Origin of the sequence: Chroococcidiopsis sp. TS-821, from assembly GCF_002939305.1 — a bacterium.
GTDB lineage: Bacteria > Cyanobacteriota > Cyanobacteriia > Cyanobacteriales > Chroococcidiopsidaceae > Chroogloeocystis.
Genome location: NZ_MVDI01000003.1, coordinates 62,457 through 86,242, shown reverse-complemented (window position 1 = coordinate 86,242; position 23,786 = coordinate 62,457). Strand labels below are relative to the sequence as shown.

20 protein-coding genes are annotated in these 23,786 nt (G+C 43.8%); 7 read left to right on the top strand and 13 right to left on the bottom strand.

The features are described from left to right. Nucleotides 1-82: 82 nt before the first annotated feature. From trxB to B1A85_RS10800, 3 genes are all read left to right on the top strand, one after another. Entirely contained in the window at nt 83-1,453 is a 1,371-nt protein-coding gene (trxB, locus tag B1A85_RS10810; RefSeq protein WP_104546925.1) for a thioredoxin-disulfide reductase, read from the top strand. Nucleotides 1,454-1,628: 175 nt separating this feature from the next. Then, complete coding sequence (locus B1A85_RS10805; protein WP_104547322.1) at nt 1,629-2,513, top strand: ABC transporter permease; 885 nt, start codon at nt 1,629-1,631, stop codon at nt 2,511-2,513. Nucleotides 2,514-2,602: 89 nt separating this feature from the next. Then, nucleotides 2,603-3,862: an inorganic phosphate transporter gene (locus tag B1A85_RS10800; RefSeq protein WP_104546924.1), complete on the top strand. Its 1,260-nt coding sequence runs from the start codon at nt 2,603-2,605 to the stop codon at nt 3,860-3,862. Here the strand turns inward: B1A85_RS10800 and B1A85_RS10795 are convergent. The 6 genes from B1A85_RS10795 to petJ form a co-directional block, all read right to left on the bottom strand. Continuing rightward, nucleotides 3,859-4,131 (bottom strand): hypothetical protein, encoded by a 273-nt coding sequence (locus B1A85_RS10795; protein WP_104546923.1) that lies wholly within the window; start codon nt 4,129-4,131, stop codon nt 3,859-3,861. The genes B1A85_RS10800 and B1A85_RS10795 overlap by 4 nt on opposite strands. Before the next feature lie 21 nt (nt 4,132-4,152). Continuing rightward, nucleotides 4,153-5,130, bottom strand: a complete 978-nt coding sequence (locus B1A85_RS10790) for a hypothetical protein (protein WP_104546922.1) — start codon at nt 5,128-5,130, stop codon at nt 4,153-4,155. Nucleotides 5,131-5,587: 457 nt separating this feature from the next. Continuing rightward, nucleotides 5,588-5,890, bottom strand: a complete 303-nt coding sequence (locus tag B1A85_RS10785; protein WP_104546921.1) for a hypothetical protein — start codon at nt 5,888-5,890, stop codon at nt 5,588-5,590. A gap of 24 nt (nt 5,891-5,914) precedes the next feature. Next, entirely contained in the window at nt 5,915-8,014 is a 2,100-nt protein-coding gene (locus tag B1A85_RS10780) for a TonB-dependent receptor (protein ID WP_104546920.1), read from the bottom strand. Nucleotides 8,015-8,117: 103 nt separating this feature from the next. Beyond that, a complete protein-coding gene (locus B1A85_RS10775; protein ID WP_210404381.1) occupies nt 8,118-8,966 on the bottom strand; it encodes a tetratricopeptide repeat protein in 849 nt (282 codons plus the stop codon). 145 nt (nt 8,967-9,111) lie between these two features. Then, a complete protein-coding gene (gene petJ, locus B1A85_RS10770) occupies nt 9,112-9,447 on the bottom strand; it encodes a cytochrome c6 PetJ (RefSeq protein WP_104546918.1) in 336 nt (111 codons plus the stop codon). Nucleotides 9,448-9,674: 227 nt separating this feature from the next. On the opposite strand from petJ, the gene B1A85_RS10765 reads away from it, so the two are divergent. Both B1A85_RS10765 and B1A85_RS10760 read left to right on the top strand, forming a co-directional pair. Continuing rightward, complete coding sequence (locus B1A85_RS10765; protein WP_104546917.1) at nt 9,675-10,094, top strand: BlaI/MecI/CopY family transcriptional regulator; 420 nt, start codon at nt 9,675-9,677, stop codon at nt 10,092-10,094. Then, nucleotides 10,095-10,934 (top strand): M56 family metallopeptidase, encoded by an 840-nt coding sequence (locus B1A85_RS10760; RefSeq protein ID WP_104546916.1) that lies wholly within the window; start codon nt 10,095-10,097, stop codon nt 10,932-10,934. It abuts the gene before it with no gap. A gap of 16 nt (nt 10,935-10,950) precedes the next feature. Here the strand turns inward: B1A85_RS10760 and B1A85_RS10755 are convergent, their stop codons facing one another. Then, complete coding sequence (locus B1A85_RS10755) at nt 10,951-11,841, bottom strand: ABC transporter substrate-binding protein (protein WP_104546915.1); 891 nt, start codon at nt 11,839-11,841, stop codon at nt 10,951-10,953. Between the two features lie 28 nt (nt 11,842-11,869). Further along, nucleotides 11,870-14,176, bottom strand: coding sequence for a TonB-dependent hemoglobin/transferrin/lactoferrin family receptor (locus B1A85_RS10750; protein WP_104547321.1), 2,307 nt, complete (start codon nt 14,174-14,176; stop codon nt 11,870-11,872). Between the two features lie 326 nt (nt 14,177-14,502). Here B1A85_RS10750 and B1A85_RS10745 point away from each other — a divergent pair, with 326 nt between their 5' ends. Next, the gene (locus B1A85_RS10745; RefSeq protein WP_104546914.1) at nt 14,503-15,621 is read left to right on the top strand and encodes a PepSY domain-containing protein; all 1,119 of its coding nucleotides are present in this window, start codon (nt 14,503-14,505) and stop codon (nt 15,619-15,621) included. Between the two features lie 131 nt (nt 15,622-15,752). On the opposite strand, the gene B1A85_RS10740 is transcribed toward B1A85_RS10745, so the two are convergent. After that, nucleotides 15,753-16,154 carry a biopolymer transporter ExbD gene (locus B1A85_RS10740; protein WP_104546913.1) on the bottom strand — a complete coding sequence of 134 codons (402 nt, stop codon included), beginning with the start codon at nt 16,152-16,154 and terminating at the stop codon, nt 15,753-15,755. After that, on the bottom strand, nt 16,138-16,791 hold the full coding sequence (locus B1A85_RS10735; RefSeq protein WP_104546912.1) for a MotA/TolQ/ExbB proton channel family protein: 654 nt from the start codon (nt 16,789-16,791) through the stop codon (nt 16,138-16,140). The genes B1A85_RS10740 and B1A85_RS10735 overlap by 17 nt, the downstream gene beginning before the upstream one ends. A gap of 448 nt (nt 16,792-17,239) precedes the next feature. Between B1A85_RS10735 and B1A85_RS10730 the strand changes: the two genes are divergently transcribed. Then, nucleotides 17,240-18,673, top strand: a complete 1,434-nt coding sequence (locus tag B1A85_RS10730) for an energy transducer TonB (RefSeq protein WP_146087166.1) — start codon at nt 17,240-17,242, stop codon at nt 18,671-18,673. On the opposite strand, the gene B1A85_RS10725 is transcribed toward B1A85_RS10730, so the two are convergent. The 3 genes from B1A85_RS10725 to fabF all read right to left on the bottom strand — a co-directional run bounded on the left by B1A85_RS10725 (nt 18,660) and on the right by fabF (nt 23,713). Beyond that, a complete protein-coding gene (locus tag B1A85_RS10725) occupies nt 18,660-19,349 on the bottom strand; it encodes a class I SAM-dependent methyltransferase (RefSeq protein ID WP_104546910.1) in 690 nt (229 codons plus the stop codon). The two genes, B1A85_RS10730 and B1A85_RS10725, sit on opposite strands and share 14 nt — an antisense overlap. A gap of 613 nt (nt 19,350-19,962) precedes the next feature. Beyond that, nucleotides 19,963-21,993, bottom strand: coding sequence for a transketolase (tkt, locus tag B1A85_RS10720; RefSeq protein ID WP_104546909.1), 2,031 nt, complete (start codon nt 21,991-21,993; stop codon nt 19,963-19,965). Nucleotides 21,994-22,459: 466 nt separating this feature from the next. Further along, on the bottom strand, nt 22,460-23,713 hold the full coding sequence (gene fabF, locus B1A85_RS10715; RefSeq protein ID WP_104546908.1) for a beta-ketoacyl-ACP synthase II: 1,254 nt from the start codon (nt 23,711-23,713) through the stop codon (nt 22,460-22,462). Nucleotides 23,714-23,786 lie beyond the last annotated feature (73 nt).

Here is a 23,786-nt window from a genome sequence, read left to right as displayed (position 1 = left end):
CCGCAACGATACGACTAGCTCTCTATGTAACTATTTGTTATACTAAGCTAAACGTAGTCATTATGAGTTTATATAAGCATCCATGACAAATCCAACGGTAGAGAATTTAGTAATCATTGGTTCAGGTCCAGCCGGGTATACCGCTGCAATTTATGCTGCACGAGCCAACCTCAAACCGATTGTATTTGAAGGCTTTCAAGCTGGGGGTTTGCCAGGGGGACAGCTGATGACGACGACAGAAGTAGAGAATTTTCCAGGCTTTCCTGAAGGAATTACCGGACCAAATTTGATGGATCGGATGAAAGCGCAAGCCGAACGCTGGGGAGCTGAGTTATATACCGAAGATGTCACCTATGTTGATTTAACTCAGCGTCCATTTACGGTACGTTCTGACGAGCGCGAGTTTAAAACACATAGCGTGATTATTGCCACTGGTGCGACAGCAAAGCGGTTAGGATTGCCGTGTGAGGGCGAATTTTGGAGTCGTGGTATTTCCGCGTGTGCGATCTGCGATGGTGCAACACCAATTTTTCATGGCGCTGAACTCGCGGTTGTGGGTGGTGGAGACTCCGCAGCCGAAGAATCGATTTACCTCACCAAGTATGGATCGCAGGTACATATGCTTGTCCGCAGTGACAAAATGCGTGCGAGTAAGGCGATGCAGGATCGCGTTTTGAGTAATCCTAAGATTCACGTTCATTGGAATACCGAGCCAATTGACGTATTTGGGAATGATAACCACATGGAAGGAGTCAAAGTCCGAAATACGCAAACTGGCGAAGAAAGCAAAATTCATGTTAAGGGGCTATTTTACGCGATCGGTCATACACCAAACACATCACTCTTCAAAGGACAAATCGAACTTGACGATCTTGGCTACATTGTTACAAAGCCTGGTTCGCCAGAAACAAGCGTTGAAGGTGTCTTCGCTGCGGGTGACGTGCAAGATCGTGAATATCGTCAAGCAGTTACAGCAGCGGGTTCGGGTTGTATGGCAGCCATGTTAGCCGAACGCTGGTTATCTTCTAACGGTTTAATTCAAGAATTCCATCAAGCTGGAGAGAACTTGCACTTAGATAACGAATTAGTGCACGAAGCCGTCAAGACAACGCAAAATGGCGAGTTTGATTTGAGTGCAACGCGTCATGAAGGCGGTTACGCTTTACGGAAATTGTTCCATGAAAGCGATCGCTTATTGATAGTTAAGTATGTGGCACCTGGATGCGGTCCTTGCCATACATTAAAACCAATTTTGAATAAAGTCATAGATGAGTTTGACGGCAAAGTTCACTTTGTAGAAATAGACATTGACAAAGAGCGCGACATTGCAGAAACTGCTGGTGTTACAGGAACGCCTACTATTCAATTGTTCAAAAACCAAGAACTCCTAATGGAAGTTAAAGGCATCAAACAGAAAAGTTATTACCGCCAGCTGATTGAAGCTAATTTGTAATTTCTCTCATCAAAAGTATGACTGCAAGTCCGCGCCGGCGGACTTTGTTTTTGTAGCAGCGATTTCAGGGGCGAATAAATTTGTTTGCGGCGACACACAAAACCCACCTGCTTGTCAAAAACGCAGACAATTCTGTAAAAATGGTCAGCAGATCCTGCTTGTTGAGCAAACACTGATGACCGCAACCAAACGCCAACTTCCGCTACGTTTTATCGTGTCTGGTAGTTCCAGCGTCTCGATGCAGCTGATGCGCATCGGGTTGATAATCACCCTGATCTTTGTACTGATTGCTATCTTAGCTCCTGTATTTCAAGCTTGGGGATGGATTCAAAATCCACTTGAATCTCTCAATAATCCTAGTCACGTACCACCTTCGGCACAATACTGGTTTGGCACAAATCGCGAAGGTTACGATGTTTTTTCTCGAACGCTGTACGGTACGCAAGTGGCGTTGCAAGTTGTTGTGCTGGCGACAATGTTGAGTTTAGCAATTGGCGTACCATTAGGACTTGTCAGCGGGTATTTAGGCGGTAGCTTGGATCGCGTCTTGCTGTTTTTGATGGATACAATTTACACTCTACCTGGGTTACTATTATCAATCACGCTTGCGTTTGTAGTAGGACGAGGCATATTAAATGCGGCGATCGCAATTAGCATTTCTTACATCCCGCAGTATTATCGTGTTGTCCGCAATCATACAGTAAGCGTTAAAACTGAATTATTTGTCGAAGCAGCCCAGGCGATGGGAGCATCAACTTGGCGGGTGATTTCGCGATACTTATTTTTAAATGTCATTCAGAGTGTACCTGTATTATTTACGCTGAATGCTGCGGATGCGATCTTAACGCTGGGAAGTTTAGGATTTCTCGGACAAGGTTTACCGCCACGCGTTCCTGAGTGGGGACACGATCTTCGTCAAGCGCTGCAAGCACTACCAACAGGTATTTGGTGGACAGCATTTTTTCCAGGAATGGCGTTAACTTTACTCGTTGTTGGGCTATCGTTACTTGGGGAAGGTTTAAGTGAGTTTGTCAATCCGCGTTGGCGAAAACAAGGGTGAGTGGTGAGTGATGAGTTGTATAAAATATTATTTTTCCTCTGCCCCTGTAGCTTCCTCTGCTACCTATACATAGCAATCTATAAATCGAAATGATACTACAGCTAGGATTAACCGCACTACTAGCATTTTATGTTGCTTGGAATTTGGGGGCGAACGATGTTGCTAACGCGATGGGAACATCTGTAGGCTCAAAAGCTGTCACCCTCCGCCAAGCTTTAATTATCGCTGGAGTTTTAGAATTTACTGGTGCAGTTTTGTTTGGTCATGAAGTATCAGAAACTTTAGCAACAGAAATCGTCAATCCGGAATTATTTACCGCAGAACCGCAAGTTTTGTTACAAGGAATGTTTTCTGTGCTGCTAGCGGCTGGTTTGTGGTTGCAGATTGCCACGTCGCGTGGCTTTCCTGTTTCTTCTTCGCATGCAGTTGTTGGGGCGATCGCGGGTTTTAGTTGGGTGGCTGCTGGCGTTCAAGCTATTGACTGGTCGTTAATTGGGACAATATCTTTGGCTTGGGTTGTCACTCCGCTTGTCAGTGGAGCGATCGCCGCGTTGTTTTATCGCATTATCAAATACTCGATTCTCGATCGCCAAGACTCGATACAGCAGTTAAATGAGTGGATACCTTGGCTGAGTGTCGCACTTTTGAGTGTGTTTGGCATCATTGTGCTACCTAAACTAAGTCAGCCAATCAATACATTTTTCCACGAACAACTGCATTGGAACATTCCCAAACACGATTTACCAATTGGGATTGGCGCGATCGCCGCAGTCTCGCTCACAATGGTAAGTTGGCGGCAATTGGATAAAAATATCGTGCGGCAGTCTTTTGCACCTACGCAGAATACAGTTGAAAAACAACTGGCAAAGTTTCAGTTACTGAGTGCGTGTTTTGTTGCTTTTGCCCATGGTTCTAATGATGTCGGCAATGCGATCGCGCCTTTAGCAGCAATAAACTACATCAATCAAACAGGTACTGTTCCTGTTAATGGCATAACAATTCCTTTGTGGATTTTAGTGTTAGGTGGTGCAGGAATTGTTACTGGTTTAGCAATTTGGGGTAAAAAAGTCATTGCAACCATTGGGGAAGGTATTATCCCACTGCAACCGAGTGCTGGTTTTTGTGCTGAACTGGCAACAGCAACTACGATTTTACTCGCTTCGCGTGTTGGCATTCCAGTTTCTACTTCCCATGCGCTTGTTGGCGGTGTTGTTGGCATTGGGTTAGTTCAAGGCAATCAGTCAATTCAATTTAAAACTGTGCAAGGAATTGTTATGGCGTGGTTGATTACGGTTCCTGCTGGTGCGTTGCTGGGTGCAAGTGTATTTGCGATCGCCCGTAACTTCTAATCGCCGAAATTTGCTTGACGATTGCCACGATTCGGATAGTTTCTTTCGGGTAAAAGTTTCCACGCAGCAGCATCCGCAGCCCAGTTACGAAACACTTTTTGCCGCGCAAATACTTGAGCAAAGTTCCAGTTATACACTTGCTTCCAAGCATTTGACCATTGAGCCGTTTCATCAGACTGCTGTAAGGTGCGGATTTCTGCTTCTAAAGCTGTGGCGTGGCGATTAAGAATAGCTTCTAAGTCTTTAAAATGTTCTTGCGGCGATCGCAATTTTTCCTCCTCATAACTAAATTAACATTTACCACTGTGAAGCTTGCGCATAACACAATCTTTGTGCGCTAATACAGTAGAATTGCCAATTTGATAGCGCTGAATCCAATCCCAACCCCAGCGTACCATTGGTGCATGACAAATTCCACACGCGTACTCATCAATAGTATTCAGTTCAGCACCAATGAGATACTTAGTCGCGTCTGGAAAGATACCTGATGCCTTAAGAAACTCACAAATTACTCGATAAGGATCGACACGACACCACCAACTAGCAACTTGATAGATCTCATATCCTAATTGATTTAAAAACTCATTATTTACTGTTATTGTTGGCTGAGATCTACTTAAGAATTTCCCTTCACCAACAATTTCTATTCCTAATAAGCGGAGTTGGTTAACGTTATGTGAAATCACCCACAATTGGTCGAGAATGTGAGGAAACTTTTTGTCTATGGTTGTTGTTGGAATAATAAATTGTGTAGAAATTAACTTGATACACTTATGCCAGTTGGCATAAGTATGAATAAAGCTCGGCGAGTAAGATTTACTCAATAAAAAATCAAAAGCATTGCGCTGCATTATTTCATGAACAGCATAGTAAGTTTCGTATTGCCCGTAACAAAATTTATGTTCTTTAAAAGAATCTTCGCTAACGGTATAACCGCGTTCTCTCGCAGCTTGAAAGACATAGGCTTCATTAATTTGTCTAAAATACTCTTCCTTACTTGGAGGGACAATTTTATAACCTGAATTAAGATACTCCCATCCTGTTTTAATTGCTTTAAATACTAGTTCGTGTTCGCCGACATCTTCGTATAATTGTTCAATATATTCGTAGGACTGTTTGATTCCTTCTACAGGAAGTTCTAAAGATACTTTTTGACGCGGTGAACTAAGAATAATTGGAGAACTTCTGAGCGGTATATTTGTTAGTTTTTCTAATTTCTGAATATAATCATGAATTTTTTCAGCGCGTTGAATTTCTAAAACAGGCATAACAGTAATATTAGGAGGTATATAATGTATAGAAATATACGTATATTTACGGTCTTTGTCTATGCGCGATCGCTTGGATTATTAAAAACTTTATTAAAATCCATGCAGAATAAAGATCTTAAGTAGAAACACTGAGTTATACAGCAATAATCAGCCACAGGCAGCTTTATCTACTAATGCACAAGTTTTTAACTAACAAAACTCGCTTATCCGCTCTTTAAAGAGCTTGTATCTTTAATTAAACGCTTGCACAAAAGTTTAATAGCATCCTCTACCCGGCGACGCAGTAGGTAAGGCAGCTTAGTTAAGCTTTCATAACTTTTCGGTTCATTCTCTACTGCCAAGGTTAGTGTAAATTCCATAGATAGCCCTAGTCAATAGAGTTAGAACATTGTAAAAGCTCATAAAGGTCTCCTTAAGGGGAGTTTATCCCTGACCCCTGACCTCTATGATAGTTCTAATCTACTTCCCAAGTAGCAATTGGTCGCAGAACTTGCGGAATTTCACCTTGCGATCGGGGAAACTCTAGAGTTGTTTCTTTCAAACCAAGATAACCCGATTCCGAGAAGGACAAGAGCATGCGACAAACTGCAAGCCAAACCTCAGATTCATATTCCCAGTCGCGATATCGCGATGCTTGACCTGCAATCGAACGCAATGCCCAAAAATAACTATTGCGTACTACCGAGCCACCTTTTTTGAAACTTGGTACATCCTCATGATGAAGGAAAAGAACCATATTTTCAATTCTGGCTCGCATATAGCTTAAACGGTGTTAGATTCACTAAAAATTAGAGGTAATACCTATACGATACGTCCTCCCAGGCTGATAGATGCGGTTTGATTTCTCGTAAGCCACATCTGCTAAGTTTTCCACAAACAATGTTAGCGCAAGATTACTCAATAAAGGAACTCGTACACCCAAGTCGAAATTTAACCACGACGGAGAGAAATCGGTATTGCTGACGCCTGGATTGTTGAAAAATGCCCGCCGCGCTCCACTGAAGTAACTCGCAAATAAATTAACTTGCCATCCCTCTGATTGATAGCCGATTCCTACTTGCGCAACTGAGTAGGGGACAAAACCTAGCTGTAATCCTTGTTCGATACCGCTAGCAATTTTGGCATCGGTATAAGTATAGTTAAGGAATGTTGACCATTCAGGAGCAATTTGCCATCGTAGCGCTGCTTCTAACCCATTGGTATTGACTAAGCCGATATTTGCCCAGCGTCCAAACTGAATTCCGAGGCGATCGCTTAAACGACTACCAAAATAAGTAAATTGCCCTGTTAAATTTGCAGCAAAGCGTACGTCAACACCTGCTGTCCATGACGAACCAGTTTCAGGGTTTAAGTCGGGATTTGGTAGCCAATTATGAACGGTATCGTAAACATATAGCTGGTCTAGACCAGGATTGCGCTGTACTGAAACCCAGCTACCGCGCAGCGCAACATTGGGACTTGCAGCCCAGCGTAAGCCGATACTAGGATTTAAATAACTACCGTATTCACTTGTAAAATTTTGCCTGAGTCCGAGTTCAGTTTGCCAAGAATCGTCGATCCGCCAGGTATTCAGTGCAAATATCGCCCCTTCAAAGCTTTCGCGGTATTCAGTTTCGTTGAGGTCTATTCTATTAGGAGCCGTACTAAACACATCGCCATTCAAGTATCGATTGCGTAAATCTAATCCCCAACGCAAGTTATTTGTTGGATTAAATTGCCATTCGTGTTCTACTCTGGCAGTAATTGATTGCGAATCTAAGATACCTTGACGATAAAAAATATTTTGCGTAGGACCGTAAGTACTAAAATAGTCTTGATTATAAGAAAGTGTGGTTCTTAAAATTGAATCTTCGCTACCACCGAGTAAGCTGCGCAAAGACAACCCAATATTTAAGACATCGTGGTCTAAGCGATCGCGTTGTAAAGGAAAACCAAAGTAAAGCAAACCCCGACGACTACTTATTTTGTAGGCATCCAAACTCAGTGTATTGTTTGCATCTAAGTCTACAATGGCACTACCATAATAATTATTGATCGCCGTATCTCCGTTGAACAGCAACCCTTCAGCATCGCGGTTAGCTGCACCCTCAGGAACCGGATAACGATTTTCGGCAGAAAATTCTTCATAACCAAAATTGAGCCTCAATGGACCAAAAGTTCCCCCATAGCTAGCACGATAGTTTGAGCGATCGTAGGAACCAAATTCTGCTAAACCATTAAATCGAGGAATTTCCGATCCTTGTTTTGTGATTATATTAACTACCCCGCCAAACGCTTCTGAACCGTATAAAGTTGAACTCGTACCACTTGATAGTTCGACTCGTTCGATGGCATCAACGGGAATACTATTTAAGTCAAAGCCACCGTGATAGGTGCTGATGTTAGTATTAATAGGTCTACCATTAAGAAGAAAGACAGACTGATTAATGGAACTTCCTCGATAGAACGTTCCCGTATGGATATCTGCGCCAAAGCCAACATCATTAATTGCAAATCCTGGTAAGTTGCGCAAGACTTCGGCTAAGCTATTTGGTCTTTGCTTTTGAATTTCTTCTTCGGTAATTTCGTAAACAGGAGTCGAAGTTGCGGGAAAGATATCTCTTGCGCCTTCTACTTCAATCAAAATTTCATCATTTACAATAGTAGGATTCGTTTCGTTTGTTGGTAACTGCTGCGTTAATAATTCTGCGCTTGTATGTGGTTGTTTAACTTCACTAAGTTGAGGAAGAAAAGAGCGATACTGTCGAAGTCGATTCAGTAAATTTTCTTTAGTTTCAGTAGCGTTGGATTTTGGCGGCGCTTCTTCAGCAACAGCAGAATAGGCAATTGTAAAAGTCAAATTTAGTAATATAACCCAAAATACCGAGCAAGATAGTTTCACTGTTGTTATCTCAAAAACTCACACCAAGAGGACATCGCAGCGATACAAGCGATCGCCTGAATTAACCTAATTGATGTGACGCTCGCCGTCAAAAGACAAGCTGTCATACTATAGCTTTAGCCTTACCGATACTTGCAATTTGCCATTCGTCGGTATCGCGTTGAATTTCTTGCAGTAGCTTTAAGATTTTTTGACACGCGGCTGTTTCGCCTTGACGTAGGTAATCTTGGGAAGCTTTTTGGAGATCGGCGATCGCCGCTTGCTGATAACCTAATTGGTAGCGGGCAATGCCTCGGTTAACGTAAGCGGCAACGTTGGTCGGATTCAGGCGCAGTGATTGGGTAAAATCGTCGATGGCTTTGTGTTTTTCACCATGTTGTTGACACGCACATCCTCGATTATAGTAGGCACGCGCGTCGTTGGCGTTGAGACGAATTGCTAAAGAGAAATCAGCGATCGCGCTTTCGTAGTTATGTAAACCGAAATAAGCAAGTCCGCGATCGTTGTAGATATCTGCAAGGAAAACGCGGGCTGAAGTAGGAATTTGACTCAAAGCTTGATTGTAGTTGGCGATCGCTTGCGAATAGTTACCAATGGCACAAAGGGCTATTCCGCGATTGTAGTAAGCGCGAAAATCATATGGTTTTTGCTCGATGAGTCGATTGTAGCTGGTAATTGCTGCTGGGTAATTTCCCAGTCGATACTGTGCGAGTCCGCGATGCAAGTAAGCATTTGGATTGAAAGGATCGAGTTGGATAGCGCGATCGCAGTCTTCAATCGCCGCTTGATACTGTTCTAATTGAATGTATGCTAAACATCGATTACTATATGCTGCAGCAAAATGAGGTTGTCGTTCAATTGCCTGCGTGAAAGCTTGCACGGCTATAGCGCTGTGACCTTGCACCATTTTGGCAATGCCTTGATGGAAAAACTCTTGTGCTGGTGAAGGCACGAGCTTTTGGTACGATGATGCGATGCTTGTATGTGCTTGACTGAGAAATATTATTATAGTGAGAATCGAGCTAAAAAAGATTTGATAAAAATATTTCATAGTTTTAGCTAAAGACTTGGCAGGCACAATGCCTGCACGCCTTGACTTATGTCCAACCTTTAGCTGCTTGTTCTAACACATACGCGGCAACATCTTCAATTTGCTGCTCGCTTAAACGTCCTTTAAAGGCTGGCATAGCATTTTTACCATTTTGTACCTGGTGGATAATTGCCTCCAGCGAATTCATGTTGTACTTTTCTAGATCTTCCTTTTTCAATGTTTTTTGTGCTGCGACAACGTTTCTCCCGCCCATGTGACAAGCAGCACAGTTAGTACTAAAGATTTTTGCTCCACTGGCAGCGTCAGCTGCTAATACTGGAGGGACAAATGCTAAAGTGACAAGAATTAAACTGAGTAAAATTATTGATAAAACTTTTTTCACGTTCTCCTTCCTTCTCTATATATTTGTTGCAGAATGCACGACACATATTTCCCAATCCGACATTATTGGCAACATTCCTAGTACTGTCAAAAGACAAGTTGTCAAACTTTGCTAAATGTGAAGTTGATTGCAACAAAGTTTGGTAGTCTTGAAGAATGCTTTGACTGTGCCATCGTGGAGTTTTATAGCAGATATGTTCTTTACAACTGAGAAGCTCGACACCAAATATGTCTCCATTACCTGACTATCGTCCAAAACAACTATCACTAGGTCCGTTAGAAGCAGAAATTCTCAATATTGTTTGGGAACTAGGTTCAGTCACAGTGAAAGACGTCCACGATCGCATCCTCAGCGACCCAAGTCGCGAACTAGCTTATACTTCGGTAACTACCGTACTGCGGCGTTTAACTGAAAAGGGTTGGTTGGCATGTGATAAGAAAGCAAAAGCTTTCTATTGGCGTCCTCTAGTGACAAAGCAGCAAGCACAAGTACTCAAAGCCCACGATCAGTTACGTCAGTTTCTAGCGGTGGGTAACCCAGACGTAGTCGCAGCTTTTGCTGATAGTCTCGATCAAACAAGTTTGGAAAAACTACAAGCGATCGCCCAACGCATTCAAGCTGCACGGCAAACGCGGGAGGAAAAATAAATGCATTTAATACTCATATTAGTATCCTTAGGAGTAGCTTGGTCGCTAAGACAGCATTTTTCGATTCCAGTTCGCGGTAATTGGCAACAACGCTTTGAACGTACCTTGATTTTATTTTTATTTCCTCCCCTACTACTCTTAATGACAGCGATCGCGGTAATGTGTATGGGCGCGCAGGGGCAAATGGTAGGATTAAAAGTAGGCTGGTTTAGCTATATCCTCACCGCCACGTGTTTGGGAGTTGCTGCGGTTTTGTGCTTGAAGCTAGGCTGGCAAGGTTGGCAAGCAATTTGCCGCGCCCGCAATTGTCCTCAAATCAACTTTAACGGCAAAGATCTGCGCGTTCTCGAAACAGAAGCTTTGTTTGCAGCACAAATTGGCTTTTGGCAACCTGAGTTAGTTGTTAGTCGAGGACTACTGCAAATTTCTCCGGAACATTTGCACTCAGTATTAACGCACGAGCAAGCCCACGAATACTACAGAGATACGTTTTGGTTTTTCTGGCTGAGTTGGATTCGCGATTGTACTGCTTGGCTACCGAATACTGATAGCTTGTGGCAAGAACTATTGATACTAAGAGAACTTCGTGCCGATTGGTGGGCAGCCCAACGAGTCGATTCGTTACTGCTTGCTGAATCTTTGCTTATGGTTGTGAGCGATCGCGTCATCGCATCGGATATTTTTTGTGCTGCCTTAGCTTCGCAACAAGTTGGCGATCGCTTGGAACAAAGAATTGATGCTCTTTTATCACAACAAGAGGAAATTGTCAATCATCGTCAGTCTTGGAGTTGGTTTTTCTGCGCTTGTTTACCTTTACTAACTGTCCTTTTGCACTCTTAGCACAAAGGGTAGGCACTTATACTGTGCCAGATAAAACTTGGCGCAGTTGATTACACGTTTTTTCAATCGCTTCTACGCTGCCAGGATTTACGAGTCCATAGTAATCAAAAGTATAAACTCTGTTATTCTGCGTTGCCTTTAATTTTTTCCAAAAAGATTGAGATTTAAAAAAATCAACAACTCCTGGTTCGGTATCAACAACTAACAAAACATCCGGATCGGTCTGCAAAATTTTCTCAGGCGAAAGTGTAATGTAGCCTCCAAACGGACTTTTACCTTGCAGTTGGGCGGCAATATTTTTTACTTGAAACTGATTCAACAAATCGCCCGCCCAACTCGATTGGTTAGGCGTTAATATGGGCTGTCTGCTTACTAGCACTAATGCAGATAAGTTTTGATTTGGTTTATCTGCTAAAAAGGTTTGATAGCGGTTTAACAACGGTTGGGGATCGGCATTAATGAGCTGTGCTAGCGTTTTAGTTGTTTCATTTAAACTTTTCCAGCTATCAACCTTTGTTAGAAAAACAGGAATACCCAAGTCTTTTAACTTTTGAGTCGTTTGTTCGGCAAAACCAGCAGCACCCACAACTAAGTCGGGTTTTAAAGCAACGATTTTTTCTAAATTAGGAGGAACGCGCCCTTCACTGACACGAGTCATATTTTTGAACCGCTCGTCATTTTGCAGTAACCGACTTCCTGGAATCCCAACAAGCTTCGTTGCATCAAGCTGAGCAATAATATCTGCGCTAAGCGAAGAAAGCGCTACAACTCTTGTCGCCGATGCTGATTGTTGATTTATTGTCTCAAAAGAAGCAGTAGTTTGATTTGATGTAGTTGGCGTAGAGTTGCAAGCTGCCATCAAGATTAAAACTAATCCTAAGAGAATTGATAGTACGCGGTTGTGCATTTTGTTTCCTTAATCAGAATACTTCTCCTCAAAACCGCCAGGAGACGCCGACTCCAATACTTCTTCCTGGTTGGGCAAAGCGGTCAATATCTGGTCTGACAAAAATATTTCTCACATCAGCATACTGAAAATATCTTTGATTGAACAAATTAAAAACGCCTAAATTCAGCGTAAAGTTTGGAGAAAAATTGTAATAACCAATCAAATCAAACACTGTATAGCTACCAGGAATAAATGGAACTTGTGGCGGACTTCCTGGAATTTGTTGAATTTCGCGTTCGACGCGGGGTCTACCTACAAATGTGGTAATTAATTGTGCGCCCCAGCGATCGTCTAAACCGCGATACCGTAAACCAGCAACAGCCTTAAAAGGATCGACAGAACTTAAAGGCACGTTAGCAGTCAGATCGTCACCAACCGCATACGTTAAAGCGGCAATGACACTGAAACCATCAGGACTGCGATTAAAGCGATATTCGCCGCGTGCCTCTGCACCATAAATCCGCGCCTCACTAACGTTTTGTGTTTGAAATAAATTGACCAAACCTACTCCAGGAATTTCTTCTACGCCAGCAGGGGCAAAAGTTTCAATGAAATTATTGTAAGTATTATAAAACCCGGTCAAACTCAAACTAGCTTGTGGAAAGCTACTGCGTACCCCAATTTCAAAACTGTTACTCGTTTCTGGTTCTAAATTGGGATTTGATAAAGTGCGATAGCGGAAAAAGGGATTCAGCAAATTACTAAAGTTACTATTAATCTCACTATATAGTGGCGCGCGAAAACCGCGGGCATAGCGTCCTACTAGAGCAATTTCTGGAGTAACGCGATAAACAATTCCCAAGCTAGGAGATACAGCAGAAGTCGTCAAGTCAGCAGCTTCCGCACCACCTCGAATAAAAATTGGGTCGGGATCGGTAACCAAGCTGTAGTAATCGTAGCGAATACCTGGAATGAGACTTATTGTTTCGCCGATTTCGATTTCATCTTGTAAGTAAACGCCAAAGCGCAAAGTATCCGAATCGGGAAAGTCTTTTGTCGGAAAAACATCAGGTGGAATGACGCGGGTCGTTTCGCCAGTGATTAAGTTCGTTTGAATGCGATCGCGCGGTCTTTCGTTACGCGTTGTCGATAATTCTAAGCCATAAGTTAATCGATGATTGATGTTGTTACCTGTGGCAAAGTTGCTTTGCAGCTGCAAACTCGTACCATAGCTGCGATCGACAAAACTATTTCTCGTATCGCGAAAGACCAAAGTTCCATCTCGTAAGAAACGTTCTTCTTCACCAATTTCTCGTGTTTGTGCGTCTTGATAATAAACTTGCAACCGTGCTAATTGCAAAAAGGAAGCGTCAAGATTATTAAATTCGTAGCCGAGACTTAACCGCGTTCGGTTGACATCTACGTCTTCCACAAAGCTGCGAATACCAGGTAGCAAATTGACTTCTCTAGTGGTAGTCGTTGTCGTTTCATCTAAAACTTCACCTGTAAAATTTAACGCGTGATTGTCATTAAAACGATAAACGAGTTTACCAAGATAATTGTTTCTACCTGTATATCGAGGATCGACAAAATCGTTATTACCATTAACTAACCTCTCGCTACTGTCGCGGCGAGTAAAGCTGAACAGAGTCTCTAAATTACCAAACCTCGCTGCTGAAGTAATCGCGTGTCCCCAACCCTGATTTTCGCCATTAAAATTGCTGGCAACACTCGTAAATGAATTTCTATCAAATTCGAGTAAATCTGCAGGTTCTACTGTCCTAAAACTTACAACACCACCTATCGCGTCACTACCATACAACGCCGAGGCAGGACCTTTAATAATTTCTACTGTTTGTAATGTTGATAAATCGAAGTAATCTCTTCCGAGTTCAAAGACACCAAACTCAAATCTTCCTGGCTGGCGAATTCCGTCAACTTGAATTAAAATTCGATTGCCGTCAATTCCCCGAATATTGAAATCTTGCAAACCATAGCGTAAGTTATTGCGTACCGATACTCCTGGTTCATAACGCACGAGATCGTCCCAATCTTGAACAAGATTTCGTTGAATATCTGATGATTCAATAACAGTAATAGACGCGGGTGAATCTTGCACAGCGCGTGGCGTTCGAGTTCCAGTAACAGTAATTTGGATATCTGCAGTGTCTTCAGCGTCTTCTTGTGTCGCAAAGTCTTCAGGACAATCTGCACTGTCTGCGTCTGGATCGCATTCTGGTTCTTCTAGTTCTTCTAGTATTAACCCTTGGGCAGAAGTTTCATGCGTCTCAAGCTCATCGATTCGCGGTAAGTCTTGTTGCATCGATTGTGCAACAGCAGTTGATACTGACATGAAAATCACTGCGACTAAATTCAGTACAAGTAATACACCTTTCAATTGTCACCTTGCCTAGTTGCGGAAAATTGTCTTACACCGAAACCTTGAAATTATTGATATCAATTACAAGTTGGGTTGATGCTTAGGGTTTGCGGATTGCATCCCATTACCATCCCATGACACAGATCCGTGGTAGAAGTTCTAAATAAATTGAAATTAATTTTCAATAGTGATATTTTTACACATGTGAAAATGCTTCTCAAGAGGCTAGAACTAAAATTTTAGGAATTTTTGTCAATCAAGCAAAATGTCAAATCACATTAAACCTTCTTTGCAGAACAATGATGACCAAAAAACTCCACAACTTTGCCTTTCAACTGCATCGCTATATAGGTTTACTCATAGGATTAATCACTGCAATTGTTGGTTTTGCAGGTAGTTGCTTAGTCTTTCGGCAAGAAATTGACCACTTTCTAGTTTGCAGTCGGTTTGGACGCGTAGTACCGCAACAGTCAATATCAATTGAGGCAATAGTGGATGCTGTTAGAACAGCTTATCGCAATCTGACGCTTGACTCAGTGAGTATACCTCTAGCAACAGACGTACCATATAGCGTATGGCTAAAATCAGTCGACGATCAATGGACAGAAGTCTTTGTCAACCCCTATACAGCAGACATTTTAGGTACGCGCCCATGGGAAAACTCCTTGTACGGTATCGTGTATCGCATACATTATCAACTCTTAGCAGGCAGAATAGGATTCATTATTGTTGGAATTGCTGCCTTTTTATTATTTATTGCGTGTATCACAGGTATTGTCCTTTGGCCTGGATGGAGAAAACTAATTAATGGCTTCAAAATTAAATGGACAGCTCGTCTTCAGCGCGTCAGCTTTGATATCCATAAAGTAGTAGGAATTATCACCGCTTTATTCCTAGCAATGATTGCTTTTACAGGCTTTTGTTGGAATTTTGCTGAGTTTACTAAACCAATCATTTATGCGATCGCTCAGACTCCCCAGCTTGCTGAACCTACCTCTACACGACCTACTACAACGCATCAATCGTTTGTTACTCTCAATGAGATTCTTTTGAAAGCAGATGCTGCGTTACCTGGGGCTGTGACAACTAATATTAGTCTACCAAGTACACCCGAAGGAACTTTTAAAATTAGCAAAAAGTTTCCCCAAGAAAAAGGTAACTCTGGTCGCAGTGAGGTGTACATAGACCAATACACTGGCGAAATACTGCAAATCCGCGATTCGCGATCGCTACCTTTCGCTGACGCGATCTTACATGCTTTTACGCTGATTCATTATGGTACTTTCGGCGGCTTACCCACCCGTCTATTTTATTTGTTTGTCGGACTGTCGCCGACTATTTTAATGGTCACTGGTTTTGTTATGTGGTGGCATAAAAATAAAAAGAAGTTGCCGCCAAAACGCAATTACCAATCGTAACTGAGTCATTGACGGACAACTCGAGATCAATGCACCTAACTAAATATCAACCCACTATCTATTTAGTTATCACTTGACAATACCTTAACTGTAATGAGATATATTGTCAATAAAAATGAGAAAAATGATTGCTAAGGTCTTTGTGCGGCGATCGCAAGTCTTGCTCCAGGAACTCGACGAATTTGATCCATCACTGCAATCACTTGACCGTGATTGACTTGTTCGTCAGCATTGAGCACGACAACGGCTTCTTGATTTGGTGCAATTAAACTAGAAACTCGACTTTCTAATGTCGCTAAATCAACAGGTTGGCGATTCAGTGCAAGTTGACCGCGATTATCTAACGTCACAGTAATCGTCGATGACCGTTGAACTTGCGTCGTGGTAGCTTTAGGCAAATTGACTGGCAAGCTTTGCGATCGCGTAAGAAACAGCGTAGACATGATAAAAAATGTCAAAATCGCAAAAATCACATCAATCATCGGTACGATATTGATCGCTGCAGTATTTTCTGGCTCATCTGGTAGGCGCATACGTTCTCTCCTGCTGCTCGTAACGACGGCGATATAATAATTCCATTTGCCCGCCATATTCTTGAATTAATGCGGCTTGCCGTTGATAAAGTCCGCGAAAAGTGTTCGCAAAAAACAGCGTGAAGATTGCAACAACGAGTCCCGAAGCTGTTGAGACTAGGGCCTCACTGATCCCTGATGTCACGCCAACTGTTTGTGTCCCGCCAAGATCGCCTAAATTGAGTGAAGCAAACGAGTTGATTAAACCCAACACAGTACCCAATAGACCCAAGAGCGGCGAGAGACTAATAATTGTGTCAAATATTGTGTTAAACCGCTTAAGTTGCGGTATCTCTGCTTGTGCTTCGCTTTCTAAAGCCAAACGAAATTCTTCAGGATTCGGTTGTTCAAGTTCGAGTGCCGCTAAAAAAATTCGCGCCATGGGTAAATCTGCATTCTGCTTTAGTTTGTCGATCGCACCCACAACGTTATCTTTCCGGTAGAGATTCAATACATCTCGCACCACCCGACCTTGACGGCGATTTATTCTTGCCCAAAACGCAATCCGCTCGATAATTAGCGCGATCGCTATGATTGAAAACGCCAACAGCGGCCACATCACAATGCCGCCTGCCACAAATAAATTACTTATTCCCATGTATTGTCTCTAGATTCACGAATCAAGTCAGCCTCAGTCTTGTCACTTCTCATCAAAACTGATACAACTTCTCAATAGTAGATTAAATCAAGTGAAAAATAATTTTAACTTTATTACATAATTGTCACAAAGTTATGGAAACGCTTGATGACTTGATATTGCTTTAAAGTCGCTACAGAGTGCAGGGTAAAACGCACCCTTTTTCGTCCTTCTGTATGACTACGACCTTTCGTTCGTATTCAAAGATATCGATTGTTTTATCGTTTTACAATTATTTAACTCAACAAACATATGGAATTTATAAGTGTTGTTGAACTTGTGAAGATACATTCATTAAATAATTATCTACGTGACACAGTTAAACCAAAATTATTACCAACATACGCTTGACAGAAGTAATTGAAAAATAATAGGCTAAGAGTTTAGTGAGAAAGAGTAGCAATAAAATATGAGCCTTTCCAACATTGCGATCGCGCAGCGAGAGAAGGAAGTAAAGTCACTGAGATCCTTTTTGATGTACAGCTTGGTCGGCTCACTAGCGTTGCATGTTGGAGTTTTGAGCTTGACGATTGACAATATTTGGAATCGGACAGCCGAGCTAGAAGAAGAACCCATAGAGGTAGTGCTTGTCGATCCGCCAACGCCATCTCCAGAACCCCAACAAGAGCCGCAGCCACAACCAGTTATCAGAAATGTCACGCCGCCTCCCCCTGTAACTCCACCGCAGCCTGCACCACCACAAGCAGCAACCGTTGCTTTGCCACCACCCCAACCCGTACAACAGCAGCCAACGCAGCCAAAGCCGGTAGAAAGTGCTAGACCAGAGCCAGCCCCGCAACCGGCGCCATCACCCCCAGTAGCCGCAGCCCCGCAACCAGTAGCACCACCATCACCGACCGCACCTACCACACCTGCGGTTCAACCAGTGCCTCAGCCTGCGCAACCCAACGAGCAGCTGACTGCCGAATTGCGATCGATACGCGATACGCGACAAGCAATAACGACAGTACCGAGTCCGCAACCCGCACCGGCAAATACTGCCCGACCGAGTGTTCCGAGCACTCCTACTCAAGCACCACCAGCAAGTAATGCAACTGTAGCAGCGGGTCCAAGTCCAAGACCAGCAGCACCCGCACCAAGTGCGCCTAGTAGCAATACCGATTCGGGTTCAGGACGTTTAGCGTGTCGCGATTGTAGTAAACCGCGGTATCCCGAACGTGCAAGACGTCAAGGTATTGAAGGACGAACTGAAGTCAAAGTCGATGTAGATGCGAAAGGTAATGTCACAAACGTGCAAGTCGCGCGTTCGAGTGGTAATAGAGAACTTGATGAAGCCGCAGTTCGCGCCGCTCGCAATTGGAAATTTAGTTCAACGCCCGAAGGTAGACAAGGAGTTTCGGCAAAAGTTGATTTTACTTTAGAAGGGTCGCAGCGATCGCGCCAACTCGAACAAGAGCGCAGACAACGCGAAGCCGCGCGAAGAAAACGCCCAGCACAACAAGCAAATACACCGCAAACACCGCCAAGACAGAATACCGGATCGGCAAGCGCACCAGCTAAAACACCGCAGCGCGCTCCTCAACAAGCCGCAACCCAACCACAGCGACGTGTAGAAACAGCACCACCGCGTCGTGCAAGCGATCCCGCACCGCAACAAAGAAGGCAACGCGTAGAAGCTGCTTCACCAACGCCTCGACAGCCAGCTAGACCTGCACAACAAGCTGCACCGCCAAGTCAGTCTAATCTGCGACAATCGCTGCGACGTCAGCAACAACAATCGCAGCCACAACAAGCAGCACCTGCGAACCAAGGGCAAAGTAGCTTGCGCGATACGTTGCGTCGTAGTAGAGACCAATCATCCACGCCACCTAGTGGTGAGTAATTACCGCATACGTTCCCTGGGGCATTTGTTGCATTTCTACCTTTACTCCTGCCTCGCGTCTCCATTTTTCTAGTGTTTCCATCTCACCAGGGCGATCGGCATCGTCAAGCAAAATCGTGTTTGTGGGGGAAAAATACTGCCTCATGACGGGTAGAAGTCCATAACGACCTCCAGGAGTTTTACCTGGAGGTCCATCACAAATAATTAACTCAAATTGCTGAGGTAAAATACTTAAAGGCGGTTTGTACCAAGCAAAATTGCCATAGTCTTGTAGTGGCGCTAAACAAACATTAACTGCGGGTATACCGTGTTTTTGCAATACACTGAGAACATGCAATCGCCACTGCGGCATATGTTCAAATGAGAAGACTGCAACTCCACGCCGACCAGCAAGCAATCCTAAAATAATCGTTGTCAATCCACTACCACACTCTAAAATTGGCTCCGACGCTTGAATTGCTCTTTTTGCGACTGCCTCAAGATAATCTAAGTTAGCCGCAAAACTATAATTTCCCCAGCCAAGTTGCAAGTCTGCTAACATTTTGCGTGTTGGAATTTGTCCTAGTGGCATCGATGCAATTTTTCTGATTGTGCGATGCAATAAATATTGCAACCAAATTTCTCTAATTTTCTGTTTATATGGAGGTGGTGATAAACGAATAAATAGCTGAATCATGGACAATTTCCTTTTCAAAATCTACCAGTATATCTATAGTTAATCTCAATAGCTAAAGTATTACTTTTGTCACTTTCCTTGTTATCTTAAAAGCCTCTAATCTCTATGTGAAAAGGATTTGATCGAGTAGTATTTAATTTGCTCTAGAATAATAAGTAAGAGTATTTTCAAGAAATTAAAATATTTACTTTAGATGAATTAATTTTTTATAGAAGCCAGAACAATTGGCAATGAAGATATCATCTCAATTAAATATTTGTAAGTAGTATCAAATACACTTCTCTGATTAAAACTGCATGCAAATGAGACTTTACTAAATAATTATTTAGGCATAATTAGTGCTTAGTATGAATGCAGCTAAAAGCAGAGAATTTAATCCATCGCCTGCAATATTTTGTATGCGAGATTGGCACAAAGCCGATTTTGCCGCTATTGTGTAAATCAATATTTTCTCGTATCTTCTGCCTCAGAATCGGGCAACACCAAGCGGCATGAAATTCCCAGATTTAGGGAGTTGTTTACGCCGTAAACACAAGTAAAAAAATAGGGATCCTTCTAGAGAATCCCCAATTAGCTTGGTAATTTTAACGTTTTGAGCAAAATCTGCCGCTCATTAGCCTAAGACGGCTTTTGCTTTTGCGACGACGTTATCAACAGTAAAGCCAAACTTCTCCATACAAACCGCACCAGGAGCCGAAGAACCATACTGATCGATACCGATCGCAATACCTTCATCACCTACGTAACGACACCAGCCAAATGTCGAGCCAGCTTCAACGGATACGCGCTTTTTCACTGCCTTAGGCAGTACCGATTCGCGATACTCTGCGTCTTGTTCTTCAAAGACTTCCCAGCAAGGCATCGAAACAACTCTCACTTTCTTGCCTTCAGAGCGTAACTGTTCAGCCGCTTTGACACACAGTTGAGTTTCGCTACCTGTACCAATCAAAATCAAGTCAGGGGTGCCATCGCTATCCGATAAGATATACGCACCCTTAGTCACGCCTTCAATCGAAGTACCTTCTAGGTTGGGTACAGCTTGGCGCGTCAGCGCTAGAATAGAAGGCCGTGTTTTGTTGCCATAACGCTTACCCCGCGCAGCTTCGATCGCGACTTTGTAAGCGCCAGAAGTTTCATTACCATCCGCAGGGCGGATTACGTACAAATCAGGAATTGCCCGCAACGAAGCGAGGTGTTCAATCGGTTGGTGTGTTGGACCATCTTCACCCAGTGCAATCGAGTCGTGCGTCATAACATAAATTACGCCAGCTTCCGACAACGCCGAAAGACGAATTGCCGCACGCATATAATCGGTAAATACGAGGAACGTCGCACCATAAGGAATCAGTCCCGAACCATCGAGCGCCAGACCATTACAAATTGCGCCCATGCCATGTTCGCGTACGCCAAAACGGATGTAGCGATTTTCGTACTGACCTTTTTGGAAGTCACCAGAAGTCTTGAGCAACGTGTTGTTCGAAGGAGCCAAGTCAGCCGAACCACCGATAAGTTCAGGAAGCACTTCTGCGATCGCATTTAAGCAATTACCTGAGTGCACGCGGGTGGCAACTCCTTTGTCTTCGGGAGTGTAGGTAGGTAGCACCGAATCCCAACCTTCAGGTAGTTCCGCTGCGTGCATCCGCTCTAACAGACGTGCTTCTTCAGGATATTGCTCTTTGTAGCGCGCAAATAATTCATTCCACTCTTGCTCTAATTTTGCACCGCGGTCGATCGCTTGACGCCAATGCTTCAGTGCATCTTCGGGAACTTCAAACGGTCCATACTCCCAACCGAGGTGTTCGCGCGTTGCTTTGACTTCATCCGCCCCTAACGCTTCACCGTGCGCGTGGCGAGTATTAGCTTTGTTCGGCGATCCGTAGCCGATTGTGGTTCTTACTTTAATTAAAGAAGGTTTGTCAGTGACAGATTTAGCAACTTCTATTGCTTTATGGATGGCATCTAAATCGGTATTGCCGTCTTCGACTACTTGGACGTGCCAGCCGTAAGCCTCAAAGCGCTTACCAACATCTTCGGTAAACGCAAGATCGGTCGAGCCGTCGATGGAAATGTGGTTATCGTCGTATAAAGCAATCAGCTTACCAAGCCCCAAGTGTCCAGCTAACGAACAAGCTTCGCTTGAGACGCCTTCCATATTGCATCCATCACCTAAAATCACGTAGGTGTAGTGGTCAACAATCGGAAAATCAGGTTTATTAAACTTAGCAGCTAGGTGAGCCTCAGCCATAGCAATGCCAACGCCATTGGCAATACCTTGACCCAAAGGACCCGTTGTAATTTCTACCCCAGGATTCATAAAGTTTTCTGGGTGTCCAGGAGTTTTTGACTCCCACTGGCGGAACTGCTTGAGGTCTTCGAGCGTCAAGTCCTCGTAACCTGTCAGGTACAGCAAGGCATACAATAGCATACTGCCGTGTCCTGCGGATAACAAAAAGCGATCGCGGTTGAACCAAGCAGGATTTTTGGGGTTGAATCGCATAAATCGATCCCATAAGACAAAAGCCATTGGAGCTGCGCCCATTGGCAGCCCTGGGTGACCAGACTTTGCCTTTTCTACAGCATCGATTGCGAGAAAACGGATTGAATTAATACAAAGTTCTTCGAGGGATTGGGTTGCAACAGCCATAGTCTCTTATTGTTAACGACGGGTTAGCACGCTCATGGAGTGGGCTGAAATTGTAATCCTCAGAGATTGCCCTAAGCACTTATTAACGATCATCCCATTCTTCTGGATTGACAGGCAAGCATCCTTGCTTAAACAATGCGTAATAAGTTTCTCTCCTTGAGGTTTTGTTTGCTACAAAAGCACTGATTTGACGTACTACAAGTTCGCGATTCAATTCAATCGCACCTAACTCAGGGATCTTGGATTCATCTTAAAAACTGAGTTGAGCGCCGGTCGCCGCATTGCTTGGTATCAATTAGGGAAATATATCGCAGGATTACTGACGTCAAAAACATCGCATTTAACATAGTTCAGAGGGTAAGTACAAAGGCGATCGCGCTATGAGATACTTCCAGACACCTGCGATTTTATCTTTTCCCTACTAAGCGTGCGAAACCGCGAGGCACAAAACTCAAGTTTCCTTACCCTAGCCTGTAAACTTCTGAAATACCAAAGTTACATTGTGCCCGCCAAAACCAAACGAATTTGATAAAGCAACATCGACTCGTTGAGCGCGAGCAACGTTAGGTACGTAATCCAAGTCACATTCTGGATCGGGATTTTCTAAATTAATAGTCGGTGGAATTTGGTCATGCACGATCGCCAATACAGTTGCCACCGCTTCGATACCTCCCGAACCGCCTAATAAATGTCCAGTCATCGACTTTGTTGAGCTAATTGCGACTTTGTATGCATGGTCGCCCAATGCTTTTTTCATCGCGGCAGTTTCTGTAGTGTCATTCATCGCGGTACTCGTACCGTGCGCGTTGATGTAGTCGACCTGCGTTGGATTCAACAATGCATCTTTCAACGCAAGTTGAATCGCTCGTGTCGCACCTTCACCACCTGGTACAGGTGATGTCATATGATACGCATCACACGTCATGCCGTAGCCGATAATTTCCGCATAAATCCGCGCGCCGCGGCTGCGGGCGTGTTCGAGTTCTTCTAATAGTAGAATTCCCGCACCTTCTCCCATGACAAATCCGTCGCGATCGCGATCGAAAGGACGACTCGCGCGCGCAGGATCGTCATTGCGCATTGATAGCGTTCGGGCTGCAGCGAAGCCTGCAACGGATAACGGCGTCACTGCTGCTTCGGCACCCCCACAGATCATCGCTTGCGCATAACCGCGCTGAATCATCCGAAATGCATCGCCCACAGCGTTAGAACCCGCAGCACACGCGGTGACAGGACACGTATTTGGACCTTTAGCACCGATATGAATTGCAGTTAATCCTGCTGCCATGTTCGCGATCATCATCGGCACCATAAATGGGCTACAGCGATCCGGACCGCGATTGAGATATACCGTTTGTTGGTCTTCTAAGACCTTAATGCCACCGATGCCAGTTCCAATAATAACGCCCACTTGTTCTGCGTTCAGTTCATTAATGACAAACTGTGCGTCTGCAAGCGCTTGTAAACTGGCTGACACTGCCAATTGAGCAAACCGGTCCATACGCTTGGCATCTTTGCTGTCAAGGTAATCGTGGGGATTGAATCCTTTGACTTCACCGGCAATGCGGCATTTGTGGTGGGAGGCATCGAACAAGGTAATCGGACCTATGCCACTACGTCCATTGAGCAACCCGTCCCAGTACTCAGCTGGAGTATTGCCAATTGGCGTAATCGCGCCGATTCCTGTGACGACAACACGTTTTTTTTCCTTATCTGTCATACTTCAGTTGAGCCAGCTTTCTGACTGAATAACGCAGAACAAATGAATTGCTAGTTTTGAGAATTGGCGCGTA